The sequence below is a fragment of the Agrobacterium sp. OT33 genome (assembly GCF_017313365.1).
GTDB lineage: Bacteria > Pseudomonadota > Alphaproteobacteria > Rhizobiales > Rhizobiaceae > Agrobacterium > Agrobacterium rhizogenes_A.
Window position 1 is genome coordinate 62,436 of sequence record NZ_JAFLMZ010000003.1, and the last position, 24,760, is coordinate 87,195.

22 protein-coding genes and 1 other RNA gene are annotated in these 24,760 nt (G+C 59.6%); 14 read left to right on the top strand and 9 right to left on the bottom strand.

Going from position 1 to position 24,760, the window contains the following annotated elements:
• Positions 1 to 134 precede the first annotated feature (134 nt).
• From JZX88_RS07880 to JZX88_RS07890, 3 genes are all read right to left on the bottom strand, one after another.
• The gene (locus JZX88_RS07880; protein WP_110760207.1) at positions 135 to 662 is read right to left on the bottom strand and encodes a dihydrofolate reductase; all 528 of its coding nucleotides are present in this window, start codon (positions 660 to 662) and stop codon (positions 135 to 137) included.
• Positions 659 to 1,453 (bottom strand): thymidylate synthase, encoded by a 795-nt coding sequence (locus JZX88_RS07885; RefSeq protein ID WP_206913198.1) that lies wholly within the window; start codon positions 1,451 to 1,453, stop codon positions 659 to 661. Before JZX88_RS07885 ends, JZX88_RS07880 begins: the two co-directional genes overlap by 4 nt.
• Before the next feature lie 91 nt (positions 1,454 to 1,544).
• Positions 1,545 to 1,853: a DUF2853 family protein gene (locus JZX88_RS07890; protein ID WP_065113728.1), complete on the bottom strand. Its 309-nt coding sequence runs from the start codon at positions 1,851 to 1,853 to the stop codon at positions 1,545 to 1,547.
• 142 nt (positions 1,854 to 1,995) lie between these two features.
• Here JZX88_RS07890 and ssrA point away from each other — a divergent pair.
• From ssrA to JZX88_RS07915, 5 genes are all read left to right on the top strand, one after another.
• Positions 1,996 to 2,369: a transfer-messenger RNA gene (gene ssrA, locus JZX88_RS07895) on the top strand.
• Between the two features lie 229 nt (positions 2,370 to 2,598).
• Positions 2,599 to 3,111 carry an SspB family protein gene (locus JZX88_RS07900; protein WP_065113729.1) on the top strand — a complete coding sequence of 171 codons (513 nt, stop codon included), beginning with the start codon at positions 2,599 to 2,601 and terminating at the stop codon, positions 3,109 to 3,111.
• Between the two features lie 45 nt (positions 3,112 to 3,156).
• The gene (locus JZX88_RS07905) at positions 3,157 to 3,360 is read left to right on the top strand and encodes a DUF4169 family protein (protein WP_065113730.1); all 204 of its coding nucleotides are present in this window, start codon (positions 3,157 to 3,159) and stop codon (positions 3,358 to 3,360) included.
• A 105-nt stretch (positions 3,361 to 3,465) separates the two neighbouring features.
• Positions 3,466 to 3,675, top strand: coding sequence for a ribbon-helix-helix domain-containing protein (locus JZX88_RS07910; RefSeq protein ID WP_110760203.1), 210 nt, complete (start codon positions 3,466 to 3,468; stop codon positions 3,673 to 3,675).
• Between the two features lie 213 nt (positions 3,676 to 3,888).
• Positions 3,889 to 4,218 carry a hypothetical protein gene (locus tag JZX88_RS07915; RefSeq protein WP_206913199.1) on the top strand — a complete coding sequence of 110 codons (330 nt, stop codon included), beginning with the start codon at positions 3,889 to 3,891 and terminating at the stop codon, positions 4,216 to 4,218.
• A 339-nt stretch (positions 4,219 to 4,557) separates the two neighbouring features.
• Here the strand turns inward: JZX88_RS07915 and JZX88_RS07920 are convergent, their stop codons facing one another.
• The gene (locus JZX88_RS07920) at positions 4,558 to 8,271 is read right to left on the bottom strand and encodes an AsmA-like C-terminal region-containing protein (protein WP_206913200.1); all 3,714 of its coding nucleotides are present in this window, start codon (positions 8,269 to 8,271) and stop codon (positions 4,558 to 4,560) included.
• A 91-nt stretch (positions 8,272 to 8,362) separates the two neighbouring features.
• Positions 8,363 to 9,775, bottom strand: coding sequence for an FAD-binding oxidoreductase (locus JZX88_RS07925; protein WP_206913201.1), 1,413 nt, complete (start codon positions 9,773 to 9,775; stop codon positions 8,363 to 8,365).
• A gap of 293 nt (positions 9,776 to 10,068) precedes the next feature.
• Between JZX88_RS07925 and JZX88_RS07930 the strand changes: the two genes are divergently transcribed.
• The 3 genes from JZX88_RS07930 to JZX88_RS07940 all read left to right on the top strand — a co-directional run bounded on the left by JZX88_RS07930 (position 10,069) and on the right by JZX88_RS07940 (position 12,405).
• Positions 10,069 to 10,974, top strand: a complete 906-nt coding sequence (locus JZX88_RS07930) for a hypothetical protein (protein ID WP_206913203.1) — start codon at positions 10,069 to 10,071, stop codon at positions 10,972 to 10,974.
• Between the two features lie 232 nt (positions 10,975 to 11,206).
• Positions 11,207 to 11,464: a hypothetical protein gene (locus tag JZX88_RS07935; RefSeq protein WP_206913520.1), complete on the top strand. Its 258-nt coding sequence runs from the start codon at positions 11,207 to 11,209 to the stop codon at positions 11,462 to 11,464.
• 2 nt (positions 11,465 to 11,466) lie between these two features.
• Complete coding sequence (locus JZX88_RS07940) at positions 11,467 to 12,405, top strand: calcium-binding protein (protein ID WP_206913205.1); 939 nt, start codon at positions 11,467 to 11,469, stop codon at positions 12,403 to 12,405.
• Positions 12,406 to 12,467: 62 nt separating this feature from the next.
• Here JZX88_RS07940 and JZX88_RS07945 read toward each other — a convergent pair whose 3' ends face one another.
• Positions 12,468 to 15,617 carry an efflux RND transporter permease subunit gene (locus JZX88_RS07945; protein WP_206913207.1) on the bottom strand — a complete coding sequence of 1,050 codons (3,150 nt, stop codon included), beginning with the start codon at positions 15,615 to 15,617 and terminating at the stop codon, positions 12,468 to 12,470.
• Positions 15,614 to 16,780, bottom strand: a complete 1,167-nt coding sequence (locus tag JZX88_RS07950) for an efflux RND transporter periplasmic adaptor subunit (RefSeq protein ID WP_206913209.1) — start codon at positions 16,778 to 16,780, stop codon at positions 15,614 to 15,616. The genes JZX88_RS07945 and JZX88_RS07950 overlap by 4 nt, the downstream gene beginning before the upstream one ends.
• 239 nt (positions 16,781 to 17,019) lie before the next feature.
• Between JZX88_RS07950 and JZX88_RS07955 the strand changes: the two genes are divergently transcribed.
• The 5 genes from JZX88_RS07955 to JZX88_RS07975 all read left to right on the top strand — a co-directional run bounded on the left by JZX88_RS07955 (position 17,020) and on the right by JZX88_RS07975 (position 22,099).
• A complete protein-coding gene (locus JZX88_RS07955; protein ID WP_206913210.1) occupies positions 17,020 to 17,430 on the top strand; it encodes a carboxymuconolactone decarboxylase family protein in 411 nt (136 codons plus the stop codon).
• Between the two features lie 100 nt (positions 17,431 to 17,530).
• Positions 17,531 to 20,005: an ATP-dependent helicase gene (locus JZX88_RS07960; protein ID WP_065116011.1), complete on the top strand. Its 2,475-nt coding sequence runs from the start codon at positions 17,531 to 17,533 to the stop codon at positions 20,003 to 20,005.
• 105 nt (positions 20,006 to 20,110) lie between these two features.
• A complete protein-coding gene (locus JZX88_RS07965) occupies positions 20,111 to 20,923 on the top strand; it encodes a glycosyltransferase family 25 protein (protein WP_174029810.1) in 813 nt (270 codons plus the stop codon).
• A 271-nt stretch (positions 20,924 to 21,194) separates the two neighbouring features.
• A complete protein-coding gene (locus JZX88_RS07970) occupies positions 21,195 to 21,677 on the top strand; it encodes a DMT family transporter (RefSeq protein ID WP_065113739.1) in 483 nt (160 codons plus the stop codon).
• Positions 21,674 to 22,099: a DMT family transporter gene (locus JZX88_RS07975; RefSeq protein ID WP_065113740.1), complete on the top strand. Its 426-nt coding sequence runs from the start codon at positions 21,674 to 21,676 to the stop codon at positions 22,097 to 22,099. Before JZX88_RS07970 ends, JZX88_RS07975 begins: the two co-directional genes overlap by 4 nt.
• A 16-nt stretch (positions 22,100 to 22,115) precedes the next feature.
• Here the strand turns inward: JZX88_RS07975 and JZX88_RS07980 are convergent, their stop codons facing one another.
• The gene (locus JZX88_RS07980; protein ID WP_206913212.1) at positions 22,116 to 23,399 is read right to left on the bottom strand and encodes a DUF2778 domain-containing protein; all 1,284 of its coding nucleotides are present in this window, start codon (positions 23,397 to 23,399) and stop codon (positions 22,116 to 22,118) included.
• Between the two features lie 445 nt (positions 23,400 to 23,844).
• On the opposite strand from JZX88_RS07980, the gene pncA reads away from it, so the two are divergent.
• Positions 23,845 to 24,471, top strand: a complete 627-nt coding sequence (gene pncA, locus JZX88_RS07985) for a bifunctional nicotinamidase/pyrazinamidase (RefSeq protein ID WP_142856987.1) — start codon at positions 23,845 to 23,847, stop codon at positions 24,469 to 24,471.
• A gap of 45 nt (positions 24,472 to 24,516) precedes the next feature.
• On the opposite strand, the gene JZX88_RS07990 is transcribed toward pncA, so the two are convergent.
• Positions 24,517 to 24,753 carry a DUF2164 domain-containing protein gene (locus JZX88_RS07990; protein WP_065113743.1) on the bottom strand — a complete coding sequence of 79 codons (237 nt, stop codon included), beginning with the start codon at positions 24,751 to 24,753 and terminating at the stop codon, positions 24,517 to 24,519.
• Positions 24,754 to 24,760 lie beyond the last annotated feature (7 nt).

Below are 24,760 nucleotides of genomic sequence, written 5' to 3' on the forward strand. Positions count from 1 at the left end.
TTTATAAAAGCCTCTCCCGGTTCCGTTCGAAAGCGATTGCTCGCGTGCGGCGGGAATATCGACCCGTTATAGGAAGGAGAAGCGTCCGTTTCAACGCAGAGGTGGTAACTAAATACCCAATCGCGGTAAATAGTTCACTTTGACGCGGCTCTTCTCACATAAGTGGTGAACAGAACCGGATAATTGTCCTTTTCCCCTGCCGGAACGGCACTTTCCTCGATTTTTTCAAAGACGGCGGGATCGATTTCCGGGAAAAAAGTATCGCCATCGAGTTTTACGGCGACATGGGTGACGGAAAGTTGATCGGCGAAGGGCATGGCCTGACGGTAAATTTCGCCGCCGCCGGCAACAAAAACCTCGTCCACACCCAGCTCCGCAGCCTTCGTCTTTGCAAGCTTGAACGCCTCATCCAGCGACGAAACGACATCCACGCCGTCAGGCCGATAATCCGCATTGCGGCTGATGATGATATGCGGCCGCCCCGGCAAAGGACGTTCACCGACCGACAGGAACGTCTTGCGGCCCATGATGAGCGGCTTGCCCATCGTCATCGCCTTGAAGCGCTTCAGATCGGTGGAAAGCTTCCACGGCATGTCGAGATCGCGGCCGATGACACCGTTTTCCGAAACCGCGACGATGAGGGTGACACGCGGCCCGCTCATACCGCGATCGGCGCCTTGATGCTTGAATCGGCCTCGTAGTTCTCCAGCGTAAAGTCTTCGAACTTAAAGCCGAAAAGGTCCTTTACGTCAGGGTTGATGCGCATCGTCGGCAGGGCCTTCGGCGTGCGGGTCATCTGCAGCCGCGCCTGCTCGAAATGATTGGCATAGATATGCGCGTCACCCAGCGTATGAACGAAATCACCCGGCTTCAGGCCCGTGACCTGCGCCACCATCAGTGTCAGCAGCGCATAGGAGGCGATGTTGAACGGCACGCCGAGGAAGATGTCGGCAGAGCGCTGATAGAGCTGACAGGACAGCTTTCCATCGGAAACATAGAACTGGAACAGGCAGTGACAGGGCGGCAGCGCCATTTCGTCCACCAGCGCCGGGTTCCACGCCGAAACGATATGGCGACGGGAATTCGGGTTGGTCTTCAGACCCTCGATCAGAAGCGCGATCTGGTCGATATGGCGGCCGTCCGGCGCCGGCCAGGAACGCCACTGCGCACCATAGACCGGGCCGAGATCGCCATTCTCGTCGGCCCATTCGTCCCAGATGGAAACGCCGTTATCCTTGAGATAGGCGATATTGGTATCGCCCTTCAGGAACCACAGCAATTCATGGATGATGGAGCGCAGATGCAGCTTCTTGGTGGTGAGAACCGGAAAACCTTCGGAAAGGTCGAAGCGCATCTGGTAACCGAAGACCGAGCGCGTACCCGTGCCGGTGCGGTCTCCGCGGTCGGAGCCGGTTTCCATGACATGCCGGAGAAGATCGAGATATTGTTTCATACGTTCTGCCGCCGATTCCCTGATATCAGGGAATATAATAGCACATGGCGGCAGAACCAATCACCTAATGCGGGCTTATCCCCGGCTCAAATCACAGCGACTGGAGCTTACCCAGTTCCTTGGCCACCAGATAATAGAAGGTCACGCGCGACTTGGAGCGGTCACCTGCCATGATCTTGCAGACGGCGTCGATCGCCTTGTCGGCGCTATCGTCGGTGATACCGAGCTTCTTGCCGCACCAGCTCGCCTTGACGCGCGCAAGTTCTTCCGGATCGGAAGCGGACACCAGCGAGGAATCCCGGTTGCGCAAGGCAATGCCGAGATGTTTGACGATCTTGCCGACCACGGCTTCGTCGGCTGCTGCGTCGTATTTCTTCACATCTGCGAGATAGTCAGTCATGTCCACTCCTTCGTGTATCCCCGGCCCGGTGTTGCTTCTAATGACCGGTTGCATGGAGAATGTGACAGCAATCCCTCGTCGTCAAGAATTGTCTAAACTGCCAGACGCAATCACGAAACCTTTTCATGGAATTGTCATGCCCCCCCTTTTCTCCGCCGGGCGAAACGCCTATATGAGCCTTGCCGGGGCAACCCGGCTATGGCGATAAACGGTCGGTGTAATAAACCTATTGGACCCGGGGGCGGTACCCGGCGCCTCCACCAAAAACCGGCGGCTCTCTCTGGAAGAAGGCCGGCTTTTGATGGGGGCGAAACAGGATCGACAAGGGCGTAAAGATCGAACTTTTGCTCGGCATGATACCGCCGTTATCGGGTCACAAGTGTAGTTGCAAACGACAACAACGCTAAGGAATATGCTCTCGCTGCCTAATGGCGGTGCGGGAATTCCGCTCTAAAGCCCTCACGGTTAGCCCCGTGAGGCGGGGTTCGGAGGTACCTGGCAACAGAAACCTCCACCTTCTCCATTTTGCCTGAATTGGTTATATGATAGCTGACTTGCGGACGGCATCGGCTTTTCCGTTGCTGCCGTTCAGGACATTGCGTATACTTGGGCAACGCGCAGCCGCTTGGATCGAGTTCAACATCCGGTTAAGGATTGTGCGAAGATTCAGACTGTTACAGCGTCCTTGGCGCGCAAGGCGCGCAGCGCATTAAAAGACGTTCGAATAAGGGAAAGACAGGACCGCATGGGGCAGGATCATATCCGTTACGACATTCTCGCACAGGATGCCCTTCGCGGCGTTATTCGCAAGGTTCTGGGTGAAGTGGCCGCCACCGGCCGCCTTCCCGGCGACCACCATTTCTTCATCACATTCCTGACCGGCGCACCGGGCGTGCGGATTTCCCAGCACCTCAAGGCCAAATATGCCGAGCAGATGACCATCGTCATCCAGCACCAGTTCTGGGACATGAAGGTTACGGAAACCGGCTTCGAAATCGGCCTGTCCTTCTCCGATACGCCGGAAAAGCTGGTTATCCCTTACAACGCCATTCGCGGTTTTTACGATCCTTCCGTCAATTTCGAGCTTGAGTTCGACGTGCCGCTGGCCGACGAGGAAGAGATGGAAGAAGCCGAAATCACCGCCTACCCCGTATCCGGCGAAGCAAAGCCGGCAGCTTCTTCCGAGACGCCCAAAACCGGTGAAGAAAAGAAGGAAGGCTCCGTCGTTTCGCTCGATGCTTTCCGCAAGAAGCAATAACGGCCTTTTGTCCCAACATTAGGAAACACGGGGAGACATATCCGCATGGCCGCCGATATCGTCAATCTGCGTCAGTTTCGCAAGCAGAAAGCCCGTAACGAAAAGGAAAAGCAGGCGGAACAGAACCGCCTGTCCTTCGGCCGCACCAAGGCTGAAAAAGACCTCACCTCCGCCCTTAACGAGAAAGCCGAAAAGCGCCTTGACCAGGGCCGGCTCGAAAAGGACGATGGCGGGACCGACAGGGACTGACGTATCAGGGCTGCCGCAACCAGCGCACCGCAGTATCGAAACCAACCGCAAGACAGAGGCCTGCCGGCGAAACATGATTCAGATTTCCAGCCGGAGGCCGATCTGATGATCCGCAAGCATTCAGCAACATTGCACGGCCACCGCACCAGCATTTCACTTGAAGACGCCTTCTGGGAAGAGCTGAAGATGATTGCGGAAAAGCGCAAGATCAGCTTCGCCGCCCTGCTGGCGGAAATAGATGACAACAGGCCCGCCGACAGCAATCTGTCCTCGTCCCTGCGCGTCTATGTGCTGAACTGGCTCAAGACCCGGTAAACGTTTCCGGCCGGCCGGCGATACGGGCTCGCCGCTTCCGCTCTTTCTCCGGGCAACTACAAATATTCCTGCCAAAAACTCGTAACGCCGTGAAAGCATTCATTAAACATTCGCGGCCTAATTTGTGCTGCAAGGCATTCCCGTATTGCGTAGCCTTGTTTTCGATCTTTATTCCATACCTTTCCAATCCACACATCCGCCACGAGGCGACCCATGGTTTCTGCCGTTTCCGGAACAAGCATCGCTGTTTCCGTTCTCTCTTCTTCATCGACCTCCTCTTCAAGCGTTTCCGAACTGAAAGCCCAGATTGCCGAAAAGCAGTCGGAACTGGCCCAGACCACCGAAGCGAAAGCACAGGAGGAGCTGAAGAGCGCCATCGCATCGCTCAAGGCGCAGCTTGAAGCCCTCGAAAACAGCGCCGATAAGTCCACATCTTCAACCGGCAGTGCGGATAAGCCCAGCCTATCCGGCGAGAGCAGCAGGATCGGCACGAAGAACTTCGACGCCAGCACGCCCTTTGGCGAACGCGAAAGCTGGATCTAGCCGGCTGCCGGGCAGGTCACAGGCGGCAGAAAAAGCAGGCCTAGGACCGCATCAGATTCGTCCCCAGACAATATCGCGAAGCTTGGTCCGACAATCGTCTCCGGGTTGGACTGAGGATTCGCAACTGGCGCGGCAATGGCACGCATTCCCGGTGCGAACCGGAAGATGATGCCGCTTCAGGGATATATCCAGATAGAGCAATCTGGAGAGTGGTCCGCCTCAGAGCATGTCCGGTAAAAGTGCGTGGCGGTTCTACGTCCGGAAAATGCGGGAAAACAAAAGGCTCGAGCACCTCCGGCGATTTCGTTTGGACCGGTGTGCTCCAGCTTTTCAAACGGCCTATCGATTGGCCGGCGCGTTTTCCGGCGCCAACTCCCGGATCGCATTTTCGGTCGGCGGCACCACCAGCATCGGTGCCGATTGCGGCTCCGGCACGGGTTGCTGTTGCTGCTGTTGCTGCTGTTGTTGCTGCAACCGCTCCTGCTGTTCCTTCTCCTGACGAAGACGCTCTTCAGCCGCAGCCTTCTGGCGGGCTTCCTCTTCCGCCTTGGCCTTGGCTTCCGCCTCCACCCGTTGCTTTTCAGCCTGCCGCTCGGCCGCCTGAGAACGGTAGAGCGCCACTTCGCGGCGCAGGCGCTGCTTTTCAAGAACGCTGGCCTGCATGGCCTCCACCCGACGGCGCTCCTTTTCGAAAGCCCGCAGCGACAGGTAATTGCTGAGCGCCGAAACATCGGTCGTCAATGCCGGCGCGGCCAGCGGGCCGTTATAGTTGAGACGCAGCGACGGTTCGGCCCCGGCAACGGCTTCCGTACCCGGATTGAAGAGAAGATCGAGATCGCCGTTCACGGTCGATGCGGCAAGGTCGACGGTCGCATCGCCGGCAAGCGTCACCGGATCGATACCGGCACGCAGATTCTGGAAATGAAGCGCACCGCCATTCAGCGAGAACGGCAGGCCCACATCGCCAAGCCCGATTTCACCCTGCCACAGGCTCTGATCCACCAGCGGCCGAACCTTGGGCGCGTCGATCGGCTGCTGCAAACCATCGGCCGCCTGCAGGATCGGCGGCAGGGCACCGGGATTGAGCCCCTTCAGCACGAGCCCGCCGGCACGGATTTCACCTGAGCCGCCGGCAGATTTCAGAATCTCGCCGACGCTTTTGCCGGTCGATTCGGCTGTCAGGTCGATCGCCACCCGGCCGGTCGCAACCGGCCCATTGGCATTCGCCCACAGGATCGGCTCCGGATTGGCATCGGCCACCGCGATCTTGGTGCGGAAAATTCCCGCCCCTTCGCCCGTGGACATGGCCAGCCGGCCGGTCAGTTTACCGCCCATGAAGCCGCCCGTGACATCGTCCAGCGCAAGACTGCCCGAATCATGCGTGACCTTGGCCGCAAGACCCGTGATCGTGCCGAAAGGCCCGGCTTCGAAATTCTCCGCCTTCAGCGACAGCGCGGCCTTGAGCTGCGGGAAAGCAGCCATGGCCAGCGGCTTGGCATTGAGCGCACCGGTTTCCGGATCGATCACCGGCCCGTAGATCGCATCGCCCAGCCAGGCGAGATCGACGGTCCTGAGCGCAAGATCGCCACTGACAGGATAAGGCGCGGCTCGCTGAATGACGAGATTGCCCGAGAACGGATTGCCACCGGCCTGCCCGCCAACGGAGGAAAAAGCGATTTTCTGCCCATCGACGGCCATTTTCGCATTGGCCTTCACGGCCATGCCGCCGCCGAGCTGAGGCAGCCCCACCGCATTCATGATGAGATATGGCTCTATATCAGCGCTTTCGAGCGCCACATCGGCACTGCCTTCACCGAAATTGGCGGCCGCAACGGCAAAGGAGCCGTTCATCGAAAAATGCGTGCGCTCCGTCGAAAAACGTATGTCGGTCTGGGCGGGCGAACCGAGCGTGCCATTGAGCTTGACTGAGAGAAGCCCCTCGCCATCCGCATCGAAGGGCAGCGGGTCAAGCCCCGCCTGTCCGAACAGGATCGCCGTCGACTGGTTTTTCAGGACCGCTTCCAGCGACATCGCGGTATCATCGGTGATCGACAGGAAATCCGGCATCTTGGCAACGGCCGACAGACGGCTGCCATTGACGGTACCGGAAACGGCCACATTGGCCCCGCCATTTTCGCTGTTGACGGAAACATCCACGGCAAGGTCGGAATTGGCGTACCAGGGTGCGCTCGCCGCCAGACGCCCGAGGAACGGGTGATCAGGCAATTTCTGCTGCAGCATGGTGAAGAACGGCTGCATATCCGCCGCATGCAGGTTCACCGTACCCTTGCCCGCATATTTGAGCAGCGAGCCCTGCAGCTCTCCCCTGGCCCGCACCTCGGCGCCGGCAATATCGCCCGCCGTCATGTTTTCGAGCGTCAGGATGCCGCCTGCCATGCTGAAGGCGGTCTCCACATGATTGGCGGTCACGCCGGCCATGTTGAAACGGTCGGCCTTGAACTTGGCATTGATTCGATGATCGAGAACCGAGCTTCCCACCTGATCGCCAAGCGCCAGGCTGCCGAGTGCCTTCAGGGCATCAAGGTCGATTTCGTTGCCGGCGAGATCGATGGAGAGATTGGAGGTCTTGCCGTCGGAGCGCCGTTCCAGCTCGCCCTTCAGCGATGCCTCGCCTATGGCAAGCTCGAGATTGTCGAAACGCTGGTTGAGCGTCGTCAATGAGACATCGGCGGAAAAACCGGCGGCGTTGAGCTGCCGGATTGCCGGATCGACGGAACCGGAAAGCCAGTTGGCCAGCCCCGAGGGCTGGTTGGAGGCCACAAGCAGATTACCATTGAAAGCCGGACCGCCAAGCAGTGTCAGCGATCCCTTGGCTTCCAGCTGCGTCCTGCCCGGCAGCGTCGCAACCGCATTCACCACCTGCCAGCCGCTGCCTTCCGGGCGCACATCCAGCCTGATGTCGCGGATGGTCGTATCGTCGGAAACAAGGGCCGGAAGACTGATGCTGGCCTTGCCCGGCACCGGCGGCACCGGAATGCGGGCGACCATGGCCGCAAAGGCCTCGATGCGCTGTCGCACCGAAACGGTGGGCTGGCGCGAGGTCTTGCCCGTCTGCACGACGGGTGGCGCGAAGCGGGCGACATCGATCTGCTGGCCATCCGCCGTCAGCAGGAACTCCGGCTTCGCACCGGTATCGAGCGTCGCTTCCCCGGTCACGACATAGGGATTTTCGCTGCCGCCGAGTTCCATGCGGTAGCTCGATATGCGCACGCTCTCATTGGTCAGTTCGAAACTGCCGCGGGTGCGTGGCGAGGAAAATAGCGACGGTCCGGCCTGTTTCTGCTTTTCGTCTTCACGGAAGATGAAGGAGAACGAGCCGCTATAGGCTGGCTTTCCCGCGGCCGCGGCGATCGCACCGTCCAGATCGACCTCGACCGGATGCTCGTCCGGCACCAGCCGCACCCTGAGCCCCATGCGGCCGGCGGCATAATCGGGCTCGCTGCTGGAGAGGGAGAAGGAACCCGGATGCCCGTCGACGGCAGCACGCCCTTCCGCCTTCCACGGGCCGGCCAGCGAATTGGCGGACATGTCGGCGCTGAGACCGGTCACGACACGGTTGCGGCCGGATTGCTCATCGATGAATTCGATCTGTCCGCCTTCGATCTGCACGCTTTCCAGCACCACGGTGCGGGCGGGAATTTCCGCCCGGCTGCCACGCATCCAGTCCAGCGTGCCGTCTTTCAAGAGCCTGATCTTGGCCTTGGGTTCCTCGATACGCATGTCGAAGATGCGCGCCTCACCGGAGAGGAACGGCGCAAGCTCGGCATCCATGGAAAAACGGGCGACCTGGATGAGCGGCGAGCCGTCCGCATCCGTTCCCGCACGCACATCATGCAGGGTTACCGAAGGGAAAGGCAGGATTCGGGCTTCGACCCGGCCATGCACCACCACCTTCTTGCCGAGAATACGGCTTGCCTGATCCTCGAAATCGCGGCGGAAATCCGTCCAGTCGACAAAATAGGGAATGAGCAGCGCCGAAAACAGCACCAAGGCCAGCAGTCCGCCCAGAAAAACCAGAATACGCCCGAGCACTGACCTGCATCTCCCTTCGCGAACGCTGCAAACCTATTCTTTTCTGCCTTAACGGCAAGCAGCCTTTTGTACCAATCAAATGTGAGAATGATCAGACAAGACGGAACAACTTGCCCGGATTGAAAATATTATCCGGATCGAGCGACGTTTTGATGGCGCGCATGAGATCCAGCGCATTTCCCGCCTCTTCGGCGAGAAAACTCATCTTGCCCTGGCCGATACCGTGTTCGCCGGTGCAGGTGCCGTCCATGGCAATCGCCCGGCGGTTGAGGCGGGCGACGAAGGCTTCCGTTTTCGCCACGCTTTCCACATCCTTGCCATCGAACAGAATGAGGACGTGGAAATTCCCGTCGCCCGCATGGCCGACGATTGGCGCCAGAAAGCCGTTTTCCTCGATGTCCCGCTGTGTTTCCACCACGCAATCCGCCAGCCGCGAAATCGGCACGCAGACATCGGTGGAAAGCCCGTCGAGATGGGGCGCAAGCGCCCGCGAGGCCCAATAGGCATCGTGCCGCGCCTTCCACAGCTTGTTGCGCTCGGCCGCATCGCTCGTCCAGCGGAAGTCGACGCCGCCACATTCGGCAGCGATTTCGGCGAACTGCTGCGATTGCAGCGCCGCCGTCTCCTCCGTGCCGTGAAACTCCACGAACAGCGTCGGCTTTTCCGCGTAGTTCAGGCCGGAATAGGCGTTGCAGGCCCGCACCTGCACCTCGTCAAGCAATTCGATACGGGCAACCGGAACGCCCATCTGGATCGTCATGATGACCGCATCGCAGGCTGCCTTGATGCTGTCGAAGGTACAGACCCCACCAGCGATCTTTTCCGGTATGCCCTGCAGCCGCAGTGTGACCGAGGTGATGACGCCGAGCGTCCCCTCCGCACCCACAAAAAGCCGCGTCAGGTCGTAACCTGCCGAAGACTTGCGGGCGCGCCGCGCGGTGCGGACCTCCTCGCCATTGGCGACGACAGCGGTGACGGCCAGCACATTGTCCTTCATCGTGCCGTAACGCACGGCATTGGTGCCTGACGCCCGCGTCGAGGCCATGCCGCCGATCGAGGCATTGGCACCCGGATCGATCGGGAAAAACAGGCCGGTATCGCGCAGATGGACATTCAGGTCCTCGCGCGTCACGCCCGGTTCCACCGTCACGTCAAGATCTTCGGCATTCACCTCAATGATACGATTCATCCGGCTGAAATCGATGCAGATTCCACCATTGGGGGCATTCACCTGGCCTTCGAGCGAAGACCCCGTTCCGAACGGAATGACCGGCACCTTGTACTGCGCGCAAGCCTTCACCACGGCCTTCACATCATCGGCGTTTTCGGCAAAGACAACACCGTCAGGCGCCTGCAGGGTCAGATAGGTGGTGGTGTGGCCGTGCTGCTCGCGAAACGCCTGCCCGGTCTGGAGCCTGTCACCAAGCTGCTGCTTCAGCACCGCGAGCGCAGATGCGATACCCTCTTCGTTCCGCTTGCCCGCCACCACATCTTTCAGCGCCATCATCCATCTCCACCGCAACATCCGCCCGTAACGGATTCGATCCGTTACGAAATTCCGTCAGGTGGTATGGGATAAGGTTAACGCTTTGTCCAGCCGATCAGTTGCCTGCGCGGCAAGAACGAACGGCTACTGCCAATGCTCCGGAACTCGGCGACTGCCAGCCCCGAGCAAGCTCCGCCCCGTATACACCTTATACGTGAATTTATTCATCGATACTCATAAATGCATATGAATTACAACCGGAATGCGGATCTTGGAAAAGCAGGTCCGCGTTCAAACATCAGGGTTTCAAGATGACTGCAATTACAAGTCAGCCCTTCGCTACATTGAGTTCTTTTCGGCTGTCGACAGAAAACAGCTCTGGAGTAGACCGGACAAACAACCCCTCACACGCCATAAATGGTGTCGATCCTCTAACCGCTCTGCTTGCGTCCGACCCGGACAACGAAACCGGCGACCTCACCTACGACAGGACAGGCAGGATCGACAACATGTCGGCGAAAGTCACCGCCGACGCTGATAACGCGAAAAGCAACTTAGGCGCCGAGGGGGAACATGACTGGGCAGCGGAACTCATCCGGACCACCAGCCTCGACCTTTCCCCTGCCTCCAGCAGAGTGGATTTGTGGGGAGAAAGGTTGCGGTTCGAACGGGCCATCCTCATTCCTGGCATACGGCCTGAAGACGTAACCCGCAATTTCGTTCCCGAAGGCATGACGAAAGAAAGCGTCTATGACCTAACGCCGGAGGCATATTTTGCAGCGGTAAGTCAAGCACAGAACAACGCTTCAGAGCGGGAACAGAGGGAAAGTTGGGCATTACACGGCGTCGATTTCGATGCCTATATGTCTGGCTTGGACAACCCGACCTATGCCGCTATGGGCGTTCCCGGAAGCATACAGACACTTCAGAATGCAATCGATTTCTATAACAGCACCCACAAAGCTAAAACCCAACGAGTGGATCCGGAAACCTTGACGGAGAAACAGCGGGCAACGCTTAAAATGCTCGAGGAAAGCAATAATTACTGGAAAAAACGCGCCAAGGATCAACTCGATCAGACGATTTCCAGCCTGTTCAGGAGCTACGACAGAACAGGAAATCTGATTGAGACGGATGCCGCTGGTAGGATTAGCGTCGGAGCCTTTAAACTATCGTACAAAGGTGTTCAGATTTATCGTCCGAATGGAGGGAATTGACCAGTCTCCGCGACGACCGCCGCCACTAAAAGTCCGCTTTCAACACTTCGGCAACTTCCAGAAACCCCGAATGTAACGGCAAATGAAACGGCATTCGCAAGGAGCATACATCTATGCCCGTGCGGCCCTAACTTGTCTTGCAATATTCACAAAAATCCCCTCGACAGAGACAGCCAAACACGCAACCATAAGTATGCATTTTAACTAATTATATATATCAGGAGTATATTATATGGCCAGATATACCGGAAGCGACAAAGCTGATGTCTACAGCGGCACTCCTTATGATGATATAATTTACGGCGGACGAGGATACGACGAACTCCGCGGTAACGGTGGCAACGACGTCATTTATGCGGGCGGCGGATGGTTGCCCGGATATGACCGCGTATGGGGCGGTGACGGCAACGATACAATCTATCTCGAGCAAAACCCCTTGCGGAATTATGCTTATGGGGAAGCAGGAGACGATATTATTTTCGGTACATAGGGTTGGACACAATCGATGGCGGCTCGGGCAACGATCGTATTGAAGGCGGTGGCGGTGCCGACACCATTTATGGCGATATGGGTGATGACACCATTGTTCTTGGAATAGGTCATATTACCGCGCGCACCACGGTCGATGGCGGTGATGGCGCAGATAAAATTTACCTCAATTATGGCTTCGAAATGTTTATTTCAGGCGGCGCGGGCGATGACATCTTCTATGCGAACCGTGCGTCTCTCATGGGCACGGATTTTGACGGCGGCTCCGGAAATGACATTATTGAGGCAAGTTTCAACGAAAGCCGCATCGGCATTCGCTCGATCCGCAACATCGAAGAAATCAAAGGCGCTGGCCGTACAAATGTCAGCATCGAATTTGATGATCTCGGTGGTACCCTCGACTTTACGAAGGTCCAAATCACCGACATCGCCAGGTTTCGAGGCTCAGATAACGCCGATACGCTATATTTGGCAGGGAAAAATTCCGGAGACACGACCGACGATGGCGCAAATGATGTGATCGATTTGGGCAGAGGAAACGACGTGGCTTATAGCGGCTTTGGCAACGATACCGTCGCCGGTGGAGACGGAAACGATAAACTTTTCGGCGAAGATGGCGATGACAACCTGCAAGGCGGAAACGGCAACGACCTTCTTTCCGGCGAATTTGGCAACGATCAACTCGAGGGCGGAAACGGGAGCGACACCTTCATCTTTCGCACCAGCTTCGGAGACGATGTGATTGCTGATTTCTCAGTGACTGGTGGGGATGTGATCGAAATCACAGGATTTAGCGGCATCGACGAGTTCTCTGATCTTGCCACTTTGTTTAACGACGTAGACGGATCGACGGTGATCAACTTCACTCCGTCGGATAGCCTGTCTCTGGTCGGGGTTTCCGTTGCGAGTCTTTCCGCAAACGATTTCCTGTTTGTCGCCTGAGACAAACAGGACTTAATGGTTTCTAAAATGGGCAAGTCGGTTTTCGGCTTGCCCATAGACTTTTATTCCGCCGCAAGCAGCGGCTTGTCTTCCTCCAGCGCCTTGCGGCGGGCGGCAAGTTCCAGTTCGCGGTGGAGGCGGATTTCCTCATCCGCCTGCGGCTTGGCGAAGCGGGCAATCAGCAGGTAGGAGACCGGGGTGATGTAAAGCGTCACCAGCGTCGCAAAACCGAGACCGCCGACGATGACCCAGCCGAGCGCGATGCGCGCTTCCGCACCCGCCCCCTGCGCCAGCACCAGCGGCACGCCGCCGAGAATGGTGGCGATCATCGTCATCATGACGGGGCGCAGACGGATGCTGGTGGCCTTTTCGATGGCTTCGCGCACGGTGGCACCCTGGTCGCGCAGATGGTTGGCGAATTCCACGATGAGAATGCCGTTCTTCGCCATCACGCCGACCAGCAACACAAGGCCGATCTGGCTATAGACGTTGAGGCTCGAGCCGGTGACCAGCAGCGCAATCACCGCGCAGGCAAGACCAAGCGGCACCGTCGACATGATGATGACCGAACTCAGCACACTTTCGAACTGCGCGGCCAGCACGAGGAAGATGATGGCGATGGCGAAACCGAAGGTCAGCAACATGCCACTCGAGTTTTCCTCCAGCGTCGCCGCTTCGCCGAGCGGCAGCAGGCGCGCGCCGGGCGGCAGCACGGATTGCGAAAGCTCATTCACCTTCTGCAGCGCCGCACCGAGCGAAACGCCATCCTTGAGGTTGGCGGTAAAGCCGACGGAGGGAAGCTGCTGTTCGCGGTTCAACTGCGGCGCAACCGCATTTTCCCTGAGCGTGGCGATAACCGACATCGGCACGATCTTGCCGTCGCCCGTTTTCAGGAAGACGTTTTCAAGATCGGTCGGATCGTTGATCGGCCGGGTGGAGGACAGAAGCCGCACCGGGATAGCATCGCCATCCACGAAGACATCGACGATCGAGCGCCCTTCCAGCAGCGACTGCATGGCGCGTGACAGGCCGGTGATGTCGATGCCGAGATCCGACGCACGTTCGCGGTCGATGGAAACGGAAAGCTGCGCCTGGTTGGGCTCGTTGTCAAAACGCGGCGTGTCGAACAGGCCGCTTTCCTCCATGGAAAGCAGCAGTTTCTGTGTCGCCGCCGTCAGCGCCGCATAATTGCTGCCGACCATCGCCATTTGCAACCCGTTGCCGGCGCCGCGAATTCTAAGGCTGTTCGGCTGCATCGCATTGCCGCGCAGCGCCGGAACTTTGTTGGCGGCGGAGGTGACATCGGCGGCGATCTGGTTCTGCGTCCGCTCGCGATCGGCCCAAGGCGCCAGCGTCAACACCATGAAGCCGGTATTGGACGAACCGTTCATGCCGGTGATGGAGTAGATATTGCGGATTTCGCCACTGTCGCGCAGCGGCTGCAGGTTTTCCTCGATCCGTTGCAGCTGGTCGCGGGTGTATTCGAGGCTGACGCCCTGTGGCGCGGTGACCCGCATCATGATCGAGGCACGGTCTTCGCGCGGTGTCAGTTCGTTCTGGATCATGCCGAAGGCGATCCATGACAGGCCTGAGAAGATCAGCGCGACAACGATGACGATCAGCGGATTGTTGAGGCAGGCGGAAAGCGTCGTTTTGTAGGTGGAGGCAAAGACATTGCCGAACCAGGCGAGCGGTCCCGTCGGCTCCTTCAGCCCCTCCTTCAGCATGCGGGAAGCCAGCATCGGGCAGAGCGTCAGCGCCACGATCGATGACAAGCCCACGGCAAAGGCCAGGACGAAACCGAATTCGCGGAACAGGCCGCCAAGCTGGCCGGGCAGGAAGGAAAGCGGAATGAACACGGCGGCGAGCGTCGCCGTCGTCGCGATGACCGCGAAGAAGACCTCCTGCGTGCCGAGAACGGCGGCGGCCCGCGGCCCCATGCCTTCCGCCCGGCGGCGCACGATGTTTTCCAGCACGACGATGGCGTCATCGACCACGAGGCCCGTCGCCAGCACGATGGCAAGCAGGGTCAGGATATTGACCGAGAAGCCGACCATATAGATGGCGACGATAGTGCCGATCAGCGCGACAGGCATGGTGATCGCCGGAATGAGGGTCGCACGCCAGTCGCGCAGGAAGAGATAAAGCACGACAACGACGATGATCGCCGAGAGACCGAGCGCCAGTTCCACCTCGTGCAGCGCGCCTTCGATGAAGACGGCATCATCGCTGGTGACGACGATACGCGTACCCTCAGGCAGATTGGCCGACATGGCGGCGACGGCGGCTTTTACGCCGGTTGAAATATTGAGCGTGTTCGACTGCGCCTGACGGATGACGCCGAGACCGACACCCTGCACGCCGTTGGAGCGCAGCGAGGTGGATTCATCATCCGCACCCAACATGACGGTTGCCACGTCCCTGAGACGGATATTGTTCTTGATCAGGAGATTGGAGAAATCCTCAGGCTTCGTCAGGCTGGCCGTGGCGCGCACGACGATGTCCTGCGTCGTGCTTTTCAGCGACCCCGCCGGCACGTCGAGGGCCGCGCTGGCAAGCGCGTTGGAAACATCGGTCACCGTCAAACCGCGGCTGGCGAGCGCCGCCTGATTGAGATCGACCCGGAAAACCTTTTCCTGATCGCCGTAGAGCTCCACATCGGCCACGCCATCGACGGCGGCCAGGCGATCGATGATCTCGTCATCCACCAGCTTGGTCAGGTCTTCCATGCTGAGCGTGGTCGAGGTGACGGCAAGGCGCATGATCGGCTGGCTGTCGGAATCCGCCTTGATGATCTGCGGTTCGTCGGCATCGTCAGGCAGCTGATTGGTGACGCGGCCGATGGCGTCGCGCACGTCGTTGGCTGCGACGGCCAGATCGACATTGTCGCCGAATTCCAGCGTCACGCGGCTGGTGCCGAATTGCGAGTTGGACGAGATGGACTTGACGCCGCTGACACGGGCGACAGCACCTTCAATGGTCTGCGTCACTTCCTGATCGATGGTTTCCGGCGCGGCACCTTCATAGGTGGTCCTGACGCTGATCGTCGGCCGGTCGACATCGGGCAGTTCGCGCACTTCGACGCCAACCAGCGCGGCAAGGCCGGCAACGACCAGCAGCGTGTTGAGAACCGCCGCCAGAATCGGCCGGCGCACGAACAATGCGGTAAAGGCGAGCTTGGAATCCTGACCGGAAGGCGGATGCGTCGTCATTGGCTGGCGACCTCTTCAGGCTTCGGCTGGTTGCCGACGCGGACCGCGCCGCCTTCTCTCACGCGCTGCAGGCCCTCGATCACGACAGGCTCGCCTTCCGCCAGCTCGGCCTTGACGAGAACGGCATCTGGATTGCGCTGCACGATCTGCACCCGCACCTTGTTCGACTTGTTCTCGGTGACGCGCCAGACATAGGAGCCTTCCGCGTCCCATTGCACGGCAAGCGGATCGACCGAGGCATAGATCTCCCCGGCAAAACGCATGATGACGCCAAACGACATGCCGGCCCTGAGTTCATCCTTCTCATTGCCGAATTTCGCCCGGATGCGGATGGTGCGGCTTGCCTCATCGACGCGGTTGTCGACCGCCTCGACTTCGCCCCTGAAGGTCTCGCCGGGCCGGGAAATCGACGTCGCCTCCACCGGCATGCCGACCTTGATCGCGGTCACGAAGCGCTCGGGGGCCCAGAAATTGACGAGAATTTCCGAGCGGTCGTCAATACTGACAATGGTCGACTGCGTGGTAACGTTGTCGCCGATATTGGCGGCGACGATACCGGCCACGCCTTCGATGGGCGCGACGATGTCGCGACGCTTGAGATTAAGCTCGGCGGTGCTCAGCGCAAGCTTGGCGGCCTCTTCGGCAATCTGCGCATCCAGCACATCAAGGCGGGAAACGGATTTAAGGTTCTTGTAGGAATTCGATTTTTCGACCGCGCTGCGCAGCGTCACCTGCGCCTTGTCCCGCTCGATCACCTGCTCCTCATCATCGAGCCGCGCGAGCACCTGCCCTTTCACGACGCGTGCACCGGAGGAGGTGCGGATTTCCGAAAGCGTGCCGGAGGTCTGCGGCATGACGACAACAGACTGGATCGCCTCGCCGTTGCCGATAGCGTTCAGCCGGTCATTGACCATGCCTTTTTTAACCGGAGCCGTCACCACCAGAGTGGCATTGCCGTTGCGGCGAGCGCCGCCGGCATTCTGGCCCGATGGCGCGCCTGAGGTTCCGGCGCCGGATGCCGCCACCTCGATCGCACCGGCCGGCATTTTGCCGAGCCCGATGGCGGCGAGCACATTGCGGGCTTCGGGCGAATAAAAGCCCCAGAGACAGAGCCCGGCTCCCACCACGGCAAGACTGACACCCACCTGTTTCCAGACCCGCATGTATTTCTCCGGTTGATCCGCGCAGCACGATACATTCCCGAAAACGACACGTTCCGGGACAGGTGCAGTATTCCTGCTTGGCGGGGGCAAGGCAACGCACAAATCCGTTCCTTACGTAATTGTAATTTGGGCGCAATTGCCGCGCCATGCAGCCGGCCGGCAATCCTTCCGCGCAATCCTGTCGCAAATATCTTCCGTTGGGATAATCTGCCCCACGGAGAAACACGACTGGAGGAACCATGAGCACCGTGACGAAAGCCGAGAATCCTGAAGCCGACCCGCGCGTCAAGGCGGTGTTCGATGATATCCGCGCCACCCGCAAATCGGATTTCATCAATAATATGTGGCTCTACCTCGCCTTCGATGCCGATCTGCTTGAAAAGACCTGGGGTGAAGTCAAGGAGGTGATGGCGACACCCTCGGCGCTCGATCCCGTGGTGAAGGAAATGCTCTATATCGCCGTTTCCGTCACCAATGGCTGCTCCTATTGCGCCCATTCCCACACGGCCGCCGCCAAAGCCAAGGGCATGACGAAAGAGCAGCATGCCGATTTGCTGCGCGTCATCGCGCTTGCCGCAAAAACCAACCAGCTTGCTGTGGCTCTGCAAGTGCCCGTTGACGCCGCTTTCGACGCCGACAGGCAGACGTGATACAAAAAATGCCTTGGAATAGGCGTTTTGACTGACGATACCGGAATAAAAGCAGAACACGGTTCTGGCCTTTATATCCCGAATCACTACATTGGGCCGCATGAGCAACAGTTTTGACGATATGCCGTTCTTCGATGAGGAACCCGTGGCGCCGCGTAGGGCGACGAACAATGCCGGTGCGGAAAGCGGCGGCGGGCTTGGCATTGCCGCCCGCGCCATGGCGGCGCGCGACCAGACGCGTGCCGCGCCTGACTATCTTTCCGGCCTCAACCCGGAACAGCGCGATGCCGTGGAAACGCTGGACGGACCCGTTCTCGTTCTCGCCGGCGCCGGCACCGGCAAGACCCGCGTTCTGACGACCCGCATCGCCCATATTCTGGCGACCGGCCGCGCCTATCCGAGCCAGATTCTTGCCGTCACCTTCACCAACAAGGCTGCCCGCGAGATGAAAGAGCGTATCGGCGTTCTGGTCGGCGGCGCTGTCGAGGGCATGCCCTGGCTCGGAACCTTCCATTCCATCGGCGTCAAGCTATTGCGCCGCCATGCCGAACTCGTCGGTCTTAAATCGGATTTCACCATTCTCGATACCGACGACGTGGTGCGGCTGATCAAGCAGCTCATCCAGGCCGAAGGTCTTGATGACAAGCGCTGGCCGGCAAAGCAGTTCGCCGGCATGATCGACGGCTGGAAGAACAAGGGCCTGACGCCGCCGGATATTCCGGAGGGCGACAGCCGCGCCTTCGCCAACGGCAAGGGCCGCGAACTTTACACCGCCTATCAGAACCGGCTGAAAACGCTGAACGCCTGCGACTTCGGCGACCTTCTGATGCACCCGATCAGCATCTTCCGCCGCCACACCGATATTCTGAAAGAGTATCACCAGAAGTTCCGTTACATTCTGGTGGACGAATATCAGGACACCAATACGGCGCAATATATGTGGCTCAGGCTGCTGGCCCAGCGCGCCAAGGGCGAACCGCAGAACGTCTGCTGCGTTGGAGACGACGACCAGTCGATCTATGGCTGGCGCGGCGCGGAAGTGGACAATATCCTCCGCTTCGACAAGGACTTCCCGGGCGCCAAGGTCATCAAGCTCGAGCGAAACTACCGCTCCACCGAACATATTCTCGGCGCGGCCGGCCATCTGATCGCCCATAACGAGGGACGCCTCGGCAAAACGCTGTTTACCGAACGCAGCAGTCCTGACGATGAAAAGGTCGTGGTGCATGCCGCCTGGGATTCCGAGGAGGAGGCCCGCGCGGTCGGCGAGGAAATCGAACAGCTTCAGCGCAAGAACCATAATCTGAACGACATGGCCATTCTCGTTCGCGCCTCCTTCCAGATGCGCGAATTCGAAGACCGCTTCGTCACGCTCGGCCTCAATTACCGCGTCATTGGCGGCCCGCGCTTTTATGAGCGCCTCGAAATCCGCGACGCCATGGCCTATTTCCGCCTTGTCTGCCAGCCGGCCGACGATCTTGCCTTCGAGCGGATCGTCAACACGCCGAAGCGCGGTCTTGGCGATACGACGATCCGCAATCTGCACGATTACGCCCGCGCCCGCGATATTCCGATGCTGGCCGCAGCCGCGGACATCATCGAGACCGACGAGCTGAAACCGAAGGCGCGCAAGGCGCTGTTCGACGTGGTGCAGGATTTCCGCCGCTGGCAGGGCCTCTTGGAAAACACCGAACACACCACGCTTGCCGAGCAGATTCTCGACGAAAGCGGCTATACCGCCATGTGGCAGGCCGACAAGACAGCAGAAGCGCCCGGACGACTTGAGAACCTCAAGGAACTCATCCGCTCGATGGAAGCCTTCGAGAGTATGCGCGGCTTCCTTGAGCACGTCGCCCTCGTCATGGATGCCGAGCAGAACGAAAATCTCGATGCCGTCTCCATCATGACGCTGCATTCCGCCAAGGGTCTAGAATTCGACACCGTATTCCTGCCGGGCTGGGAAGAAGGCCTGTTCCCGCACCAGCGGGCGCTGGATGAAGGCGGCCGCGCCGGTCTGGAGGAAGAACGTCGTCTCGCTTACGTTGGCATCACCCGCGCCAAGAAGCTCTGCCATATCTGGTTCGTATCGAACCGGCGCATTCACGGGCTGTGGCAATCCACCCTGCCCTCCCGTTTCCTCGATGAACTGCCACCCGCCCATGTGGATGTGGCGGCGTCCGACAGCAGTTACGGCGGTTATGGCGGCCGCGGTGGCTATGGCCAGTCCCGATTCGACAAGGCCGATCCCTTCGCCAACAACTACTCCACCCCCGGCTGGAAGCGTGCGCAGCAGAACCGCAGCGACGCCACCCGCGACAATTGGGGCACCCGCTCCGGCCATGCGGTCGAACGGATCGGTTATGGCGAAAGCGGCCCGCGCACCCGCACCATCGACGGCGAGCTGGTGGCGAAATCCGTGGCCGACACGCCATCGAAATACTTTGTCGGCGACCGCGTCTTCCACCTCAAATTCGGCAACGGCAATATTTCCGCCATCGAGGGCAACAAGCTGACCATCGATTTCGACCGCGCCGGGCAGAAACGGGTGCTGGACGGATTTGTGGAAAAGGTTTGATTCGCACGATTAAGACAGGTTCAAGACAGCTTTTTCCATAGCCCGCCTCAAGCCGTTGCAATAAAGGAATTGCTACACGACAGTGAAAACCGGGCGAGGACCGCTTTGCATATTTTACCGAAAAGCCAGCGCAAGCTTGCCGTTTTCCTGATCAACATGGACGGTGCCACCAGGCGCCTTGAGGACATGACGACCCGGCTTGATGCCATGGGGCTGAAGGCGGAGCGGGTGGCCGGTGTCAATGGCAGGGAGCTGAAGTATCCGATCCCGGAATTCAGCGAGATTTCCTACATGCTCATGCATGGCCGCCGTACCTCGCCGCCGGAAATCGGCTGTTATCTCAGCCATGTCGCCTGCGCCAATAAGTTCATGGACAGCGATGCCGATATCGCGCTCATCCTCGAAGACGACGTCGTCTTTGACCATGATTTTCTCGATGCACTCGACGAGGCAGCGCTGAACGGCGATGACTGGGATCTGCTGCGGCTGACCACGGTCAGCAATGGCCGGAAGTTTCCGTTTCGCCCGCTCGCCGGCGGCCGTTCGCTCGCCATCGCACTGACCCGCGAAAAAGGATCTGGGGCCTATCTCGTCAATCGCCGCGCCGGACGGTGGATCTCGAAACTCATTCCCATGCGGCTCGCCTACGATATCGCTTTTGATCTGGAATATCTCGCGGGCCTGAAGGGAGCCTTCATCTACCCGCTCTGCGCGACGCAGGATGCGGACGGTGAAAGCCAGATCCAGAACAACCTGCGCATTTATCGCCTGCCGCGCTGGCGTTATTTCACGGTACTGCCCTACCGCGCCTATCTGGAAACGAGCCGTTTTCTCCTGCGCGGCCTCCGCTTTGCGGTGGCGAAAGCACGGGTGGCAATGGAAGGCGGCAAGCGAAAAGCTGCCGCTGCCGGAGATTGAGCGGCGGGCTCAGATCTCTCCGGGCATGAAGCCGATGAGATAGACCGCAGCCACCATGGCTGCGAGAATGAAAATCGAAATGACAAAAATCGTCATCCGGTTCAATGGCTTGCGCGTCGTTTTCTTCATGCTGGAACAATGCGCGGCTGGGTCGCTGGTTCCGTAGCGCACAGGATAATGTCGCCCAAGGCAAAGAAGAGGCGCAATTCGATTCCGCTTCAGGCACATATCAGCTAAAGCTCAGGTTCCTCTTCAGCTTTCCCGGCCCGCCATGACAGATACGACGCATCCCCGCCTCAACCCGCTGCATCTTGCCGCCGCCTTCGCCAGCGGCTGCCTCCTGACGCTGATGGTCCATTTCAACGGCCAGCTTGCCCATTATGGCAGCGCGCTGTTTTCCTCATGGACGGCGCATGGCACCGGCACGGTGGCGGCGCTGATCTATCTCGCCATCATGCGCCCGAAGACAGACCCAGCGGCACCGGCAAAACCGAAAGCGCCGCTCTGGGCCTATTGCGGCGGGGTCGTGGGTGCGGCCATCGTCATCCTCACCTCCACCGCCGTCAATTCGCCGCTGGCGCTTTCCGGCACCATTGCGCTCGGTCTTGGCGGACAGGTGATCTTCAGCCTGCTGGCTGATCTTTTCGGCCTCTTCGGCCTGCCCAAAAGACGACCGGACATGCGGGACATGGCGGCGGTGGCACTGATCCTTTGCGGCAGCGCACTTATTATTCTCGTCGGGAGAACGGCATGATTATCTGGATCGCCATGGCCTTTACGGGTGGCGTGTTCGTGGCGCTGAGCCGGCAGATCAACGGCCGTCTCAGCCTGTCGAACTCACCGCTCATCGCCTCCTTCTGGAACCATATTGTCGGTTTTGGCGTGCTGACCGTCATCGGGCTCATCGTCGGCGGCCTCATTCCGCCGGGCGCGGCCGATGCCCCCTGGCTTGCCTTCATCGGCGGCCCGATCGGTGTCGTCTTCATCGCTTCGGGAAGCTGGCTCATCCCGCGCATCGGCGCGGTCAACACCGCCCTTCTGGTCATCAGCGGCCAGATGGTATCAGGCGTCGTGCTCGATCTTTTCAGCGATCATCCGCCGAAAATCTGGGCAAGCGCGCTCGGCATTCTTCTCATCCTTGCCGGCATGGTACTGACACAGCGGCGCGGCCGCTGACAAAACTCGGGCAGCCTCAGGAATCGCTGCCGCGCGAGAACATGCTGAACAGCGTCTTGCCACCGCTTTTGCTGCCGCCGCTGGCAAGCGTGGGACGATTGCCGTTGAGCTTGGGCACCACCACCATGCGTTTGACTTCGCCGCGCTTGAAGGCCGCGAGGAAGCGGGAATAGTCCCGGAACACGACACAGCCATTCGATTCGCCGCGTTTCGCCAGCATGTAGGTATGGGCCAGAAGGCCGTCGCGGCCATGCGGGTTGACGCCGTTTTCCGGTGTCAGGCGAATGGCCTCGACGCCATGGAAACGGGCCTCGCGCATCGTCAGCTTATAGCTGGAAGGCGGTGTCGAGCCACGCATCTTCACATGAACGTAATCCGGGTTGTCGCGCATCTTGCCGATGCCGGAATGCGCCTCCAGCTTCTCGCCGTTTGGCATGTGCACCACGCCGGAGGAAATATCGTAGATCGCCGTGCCGTTGCCGCGGTCCGGCCACGGAACAGCATCCATCTTGCTCGGCTCACGCATCGGATTGTCCGGCTTCGCAAAGGCGAGCATGGCACCGGTGCTCTGCTTCGGCGCCTGCGGGGCCCGCAGCGGAACCGGCGCATCGAAATCCGGGGCGGAAGCGACAGCGGGGACGCGTTCCTCCGCCCTGGAAGATGCGGCGGGACGCGGTGATGGCTCCACCGTCTCAGCCGCAGCAACCTCGGGGCGGAAGCTCGGCAGCGGCACATCGTCGGGAAGCAGGCTGTTGGCCTCCTCCTCGATCTGCGGCCGCGCCAGCGCCACTTCAAATGCCGGATGTTGCGAGGCGGGGCTCCGATAGGCGACCTCGGAGGTGCGTCCGAGCGCCGAATCGACGATTGCCGAAGGCCGCAGCGCCGCAAGTTCCCTGACCGTCGCCTGCCCCTTCGCATTCACCGCCGCGCCAAAACGCTCGCCGAATTCCTTCGCACCGATTTCGGGCATGATGCCGGCAAGACGAACCGCCTTCTGCTGGCCATGGCTGTGGTCGCTCAGGCGCGAGAATTTGCGGACGTGAATATCCCGCCCAGCCGCAGGGGCGGCAGCCGTGGCGGAATCGAGCCTTGCCACCAGCGTCTTTTCAAATTGCCCGACACCGTGGGAGGCGGCCGCCATGCTGTGCAGCGAAGCAAAGGCGGCAAAGGCGAACAGCCCGGCGAAAGCGCCGCCACCAAGAAGCGCGGACATTCGGCCAAGCGAAAATGATTTGTCTCTCTTGACGGAAGACGGGCCGGCAAGACCGGCGCCATTATAGGCCGCAGCAGAAAACGCCATGATACTCGTTACTCGAACCGTTCACGCACACCCGGCCGATGCCGGTGGGATTTTGGGGCATCCGAAGAGCGGGTAAACACCACGCCGGTTTCGGAACTGACTGGTTCGAAGCATGACGAATTATGGTAACCAAAGTGTTTACGAGTCCCTGCAAAAATATTTCGTTAAGGTCTGCGCATTGTAGGGCGAAGGCAAAACAATGACTTACACGGGCATAGCGTGCATCTGCACCACATCGTCCCGGAAGAAGGCCCCTGCGGGGCGCCATCGGCCTTTAAAATTTCCGTCGCCGCATCGTCAGGTAAATTCCGACTTGGCCGGAAATTTGCTGCAAATACGGCAGGACTGCGACGGGGCGAGCGCCCGTCACGGGCACAAAGGTTGAAAGGGCACTTGATCCGCCCAAGCCGGCTTGGCATCCTGCTGGCAAAAAGGGAGGCACATCATGAAGGCGCTGCTGCTCATTGACATTCAGAACGGCTTTTGCCCGGGCGGCAATCTGGCCGTTGCCGAAGGCGACAGGGTCGTGCCTGCCGCCAATGCCCTGATCGACAATGGCGGTTACGATCTCGTCGTCGCATCGCAGGACTGGCACCCGGAAAACCACGGCAGTTTCGCCTCGCAGCACCCCGGCAGGAAACCTTTCGACATGGGCGAACTTTCCGGCAAACCGCAGATGATGTGGCCGGACCATTGCGTGCAGGGCACGCAGGATGCCGAATTCCATCCCGACCTGAAGACGGAGGCATTCGACTACATTCAGCAGAAGGGCGAAAACCCCGCCGTCGACAGCTATTCCGCCTTTCGCGACAACGACCAGTCGGCGACGACGGGCCTTGCCGATTATCTGGCGCGTCAGGGCGTGACGCAGCTCGACATATGCGGCCTCGCCACCGATTATTGCGTCAGTTTTTCGGTGCTCGATGCGCTCGACATGCTACCCGGCGTCAGGGTCCGTTTCATCGAGGATGCAAGCCGCGGCATCGATCCGCAGGGCATAAAGGCCGCGATTGCGGAGATGCGGGAAAAGGGCGCCGCAATCGTCAACAGCCGCGACATATTGCGCGACTGATCTCACTGTTCTGCCGGCCACAGGCGTGAGGTATGGAAAGCTCCGTCAGCGCCGCCTTGGTTTCTCCAAGACGTCGATATCACCGGCCGCGTCCTCAAGCCGTCTCAGGATTGCGGCATGTGCATCCTTGAGCCCCTGATTATAGAAAACATATCCGACCTCCTCGGCCAGAAATTCCACGAAGATCTCAGCCTGCAGAAGACCAATTTCGGTTTCGGTCTCCCGGGCGAGGTAATCCCTTATCCGTGCGGCCAGCGCGGCCTTTTCCTGCTTTTCCAGCATCTGTCTT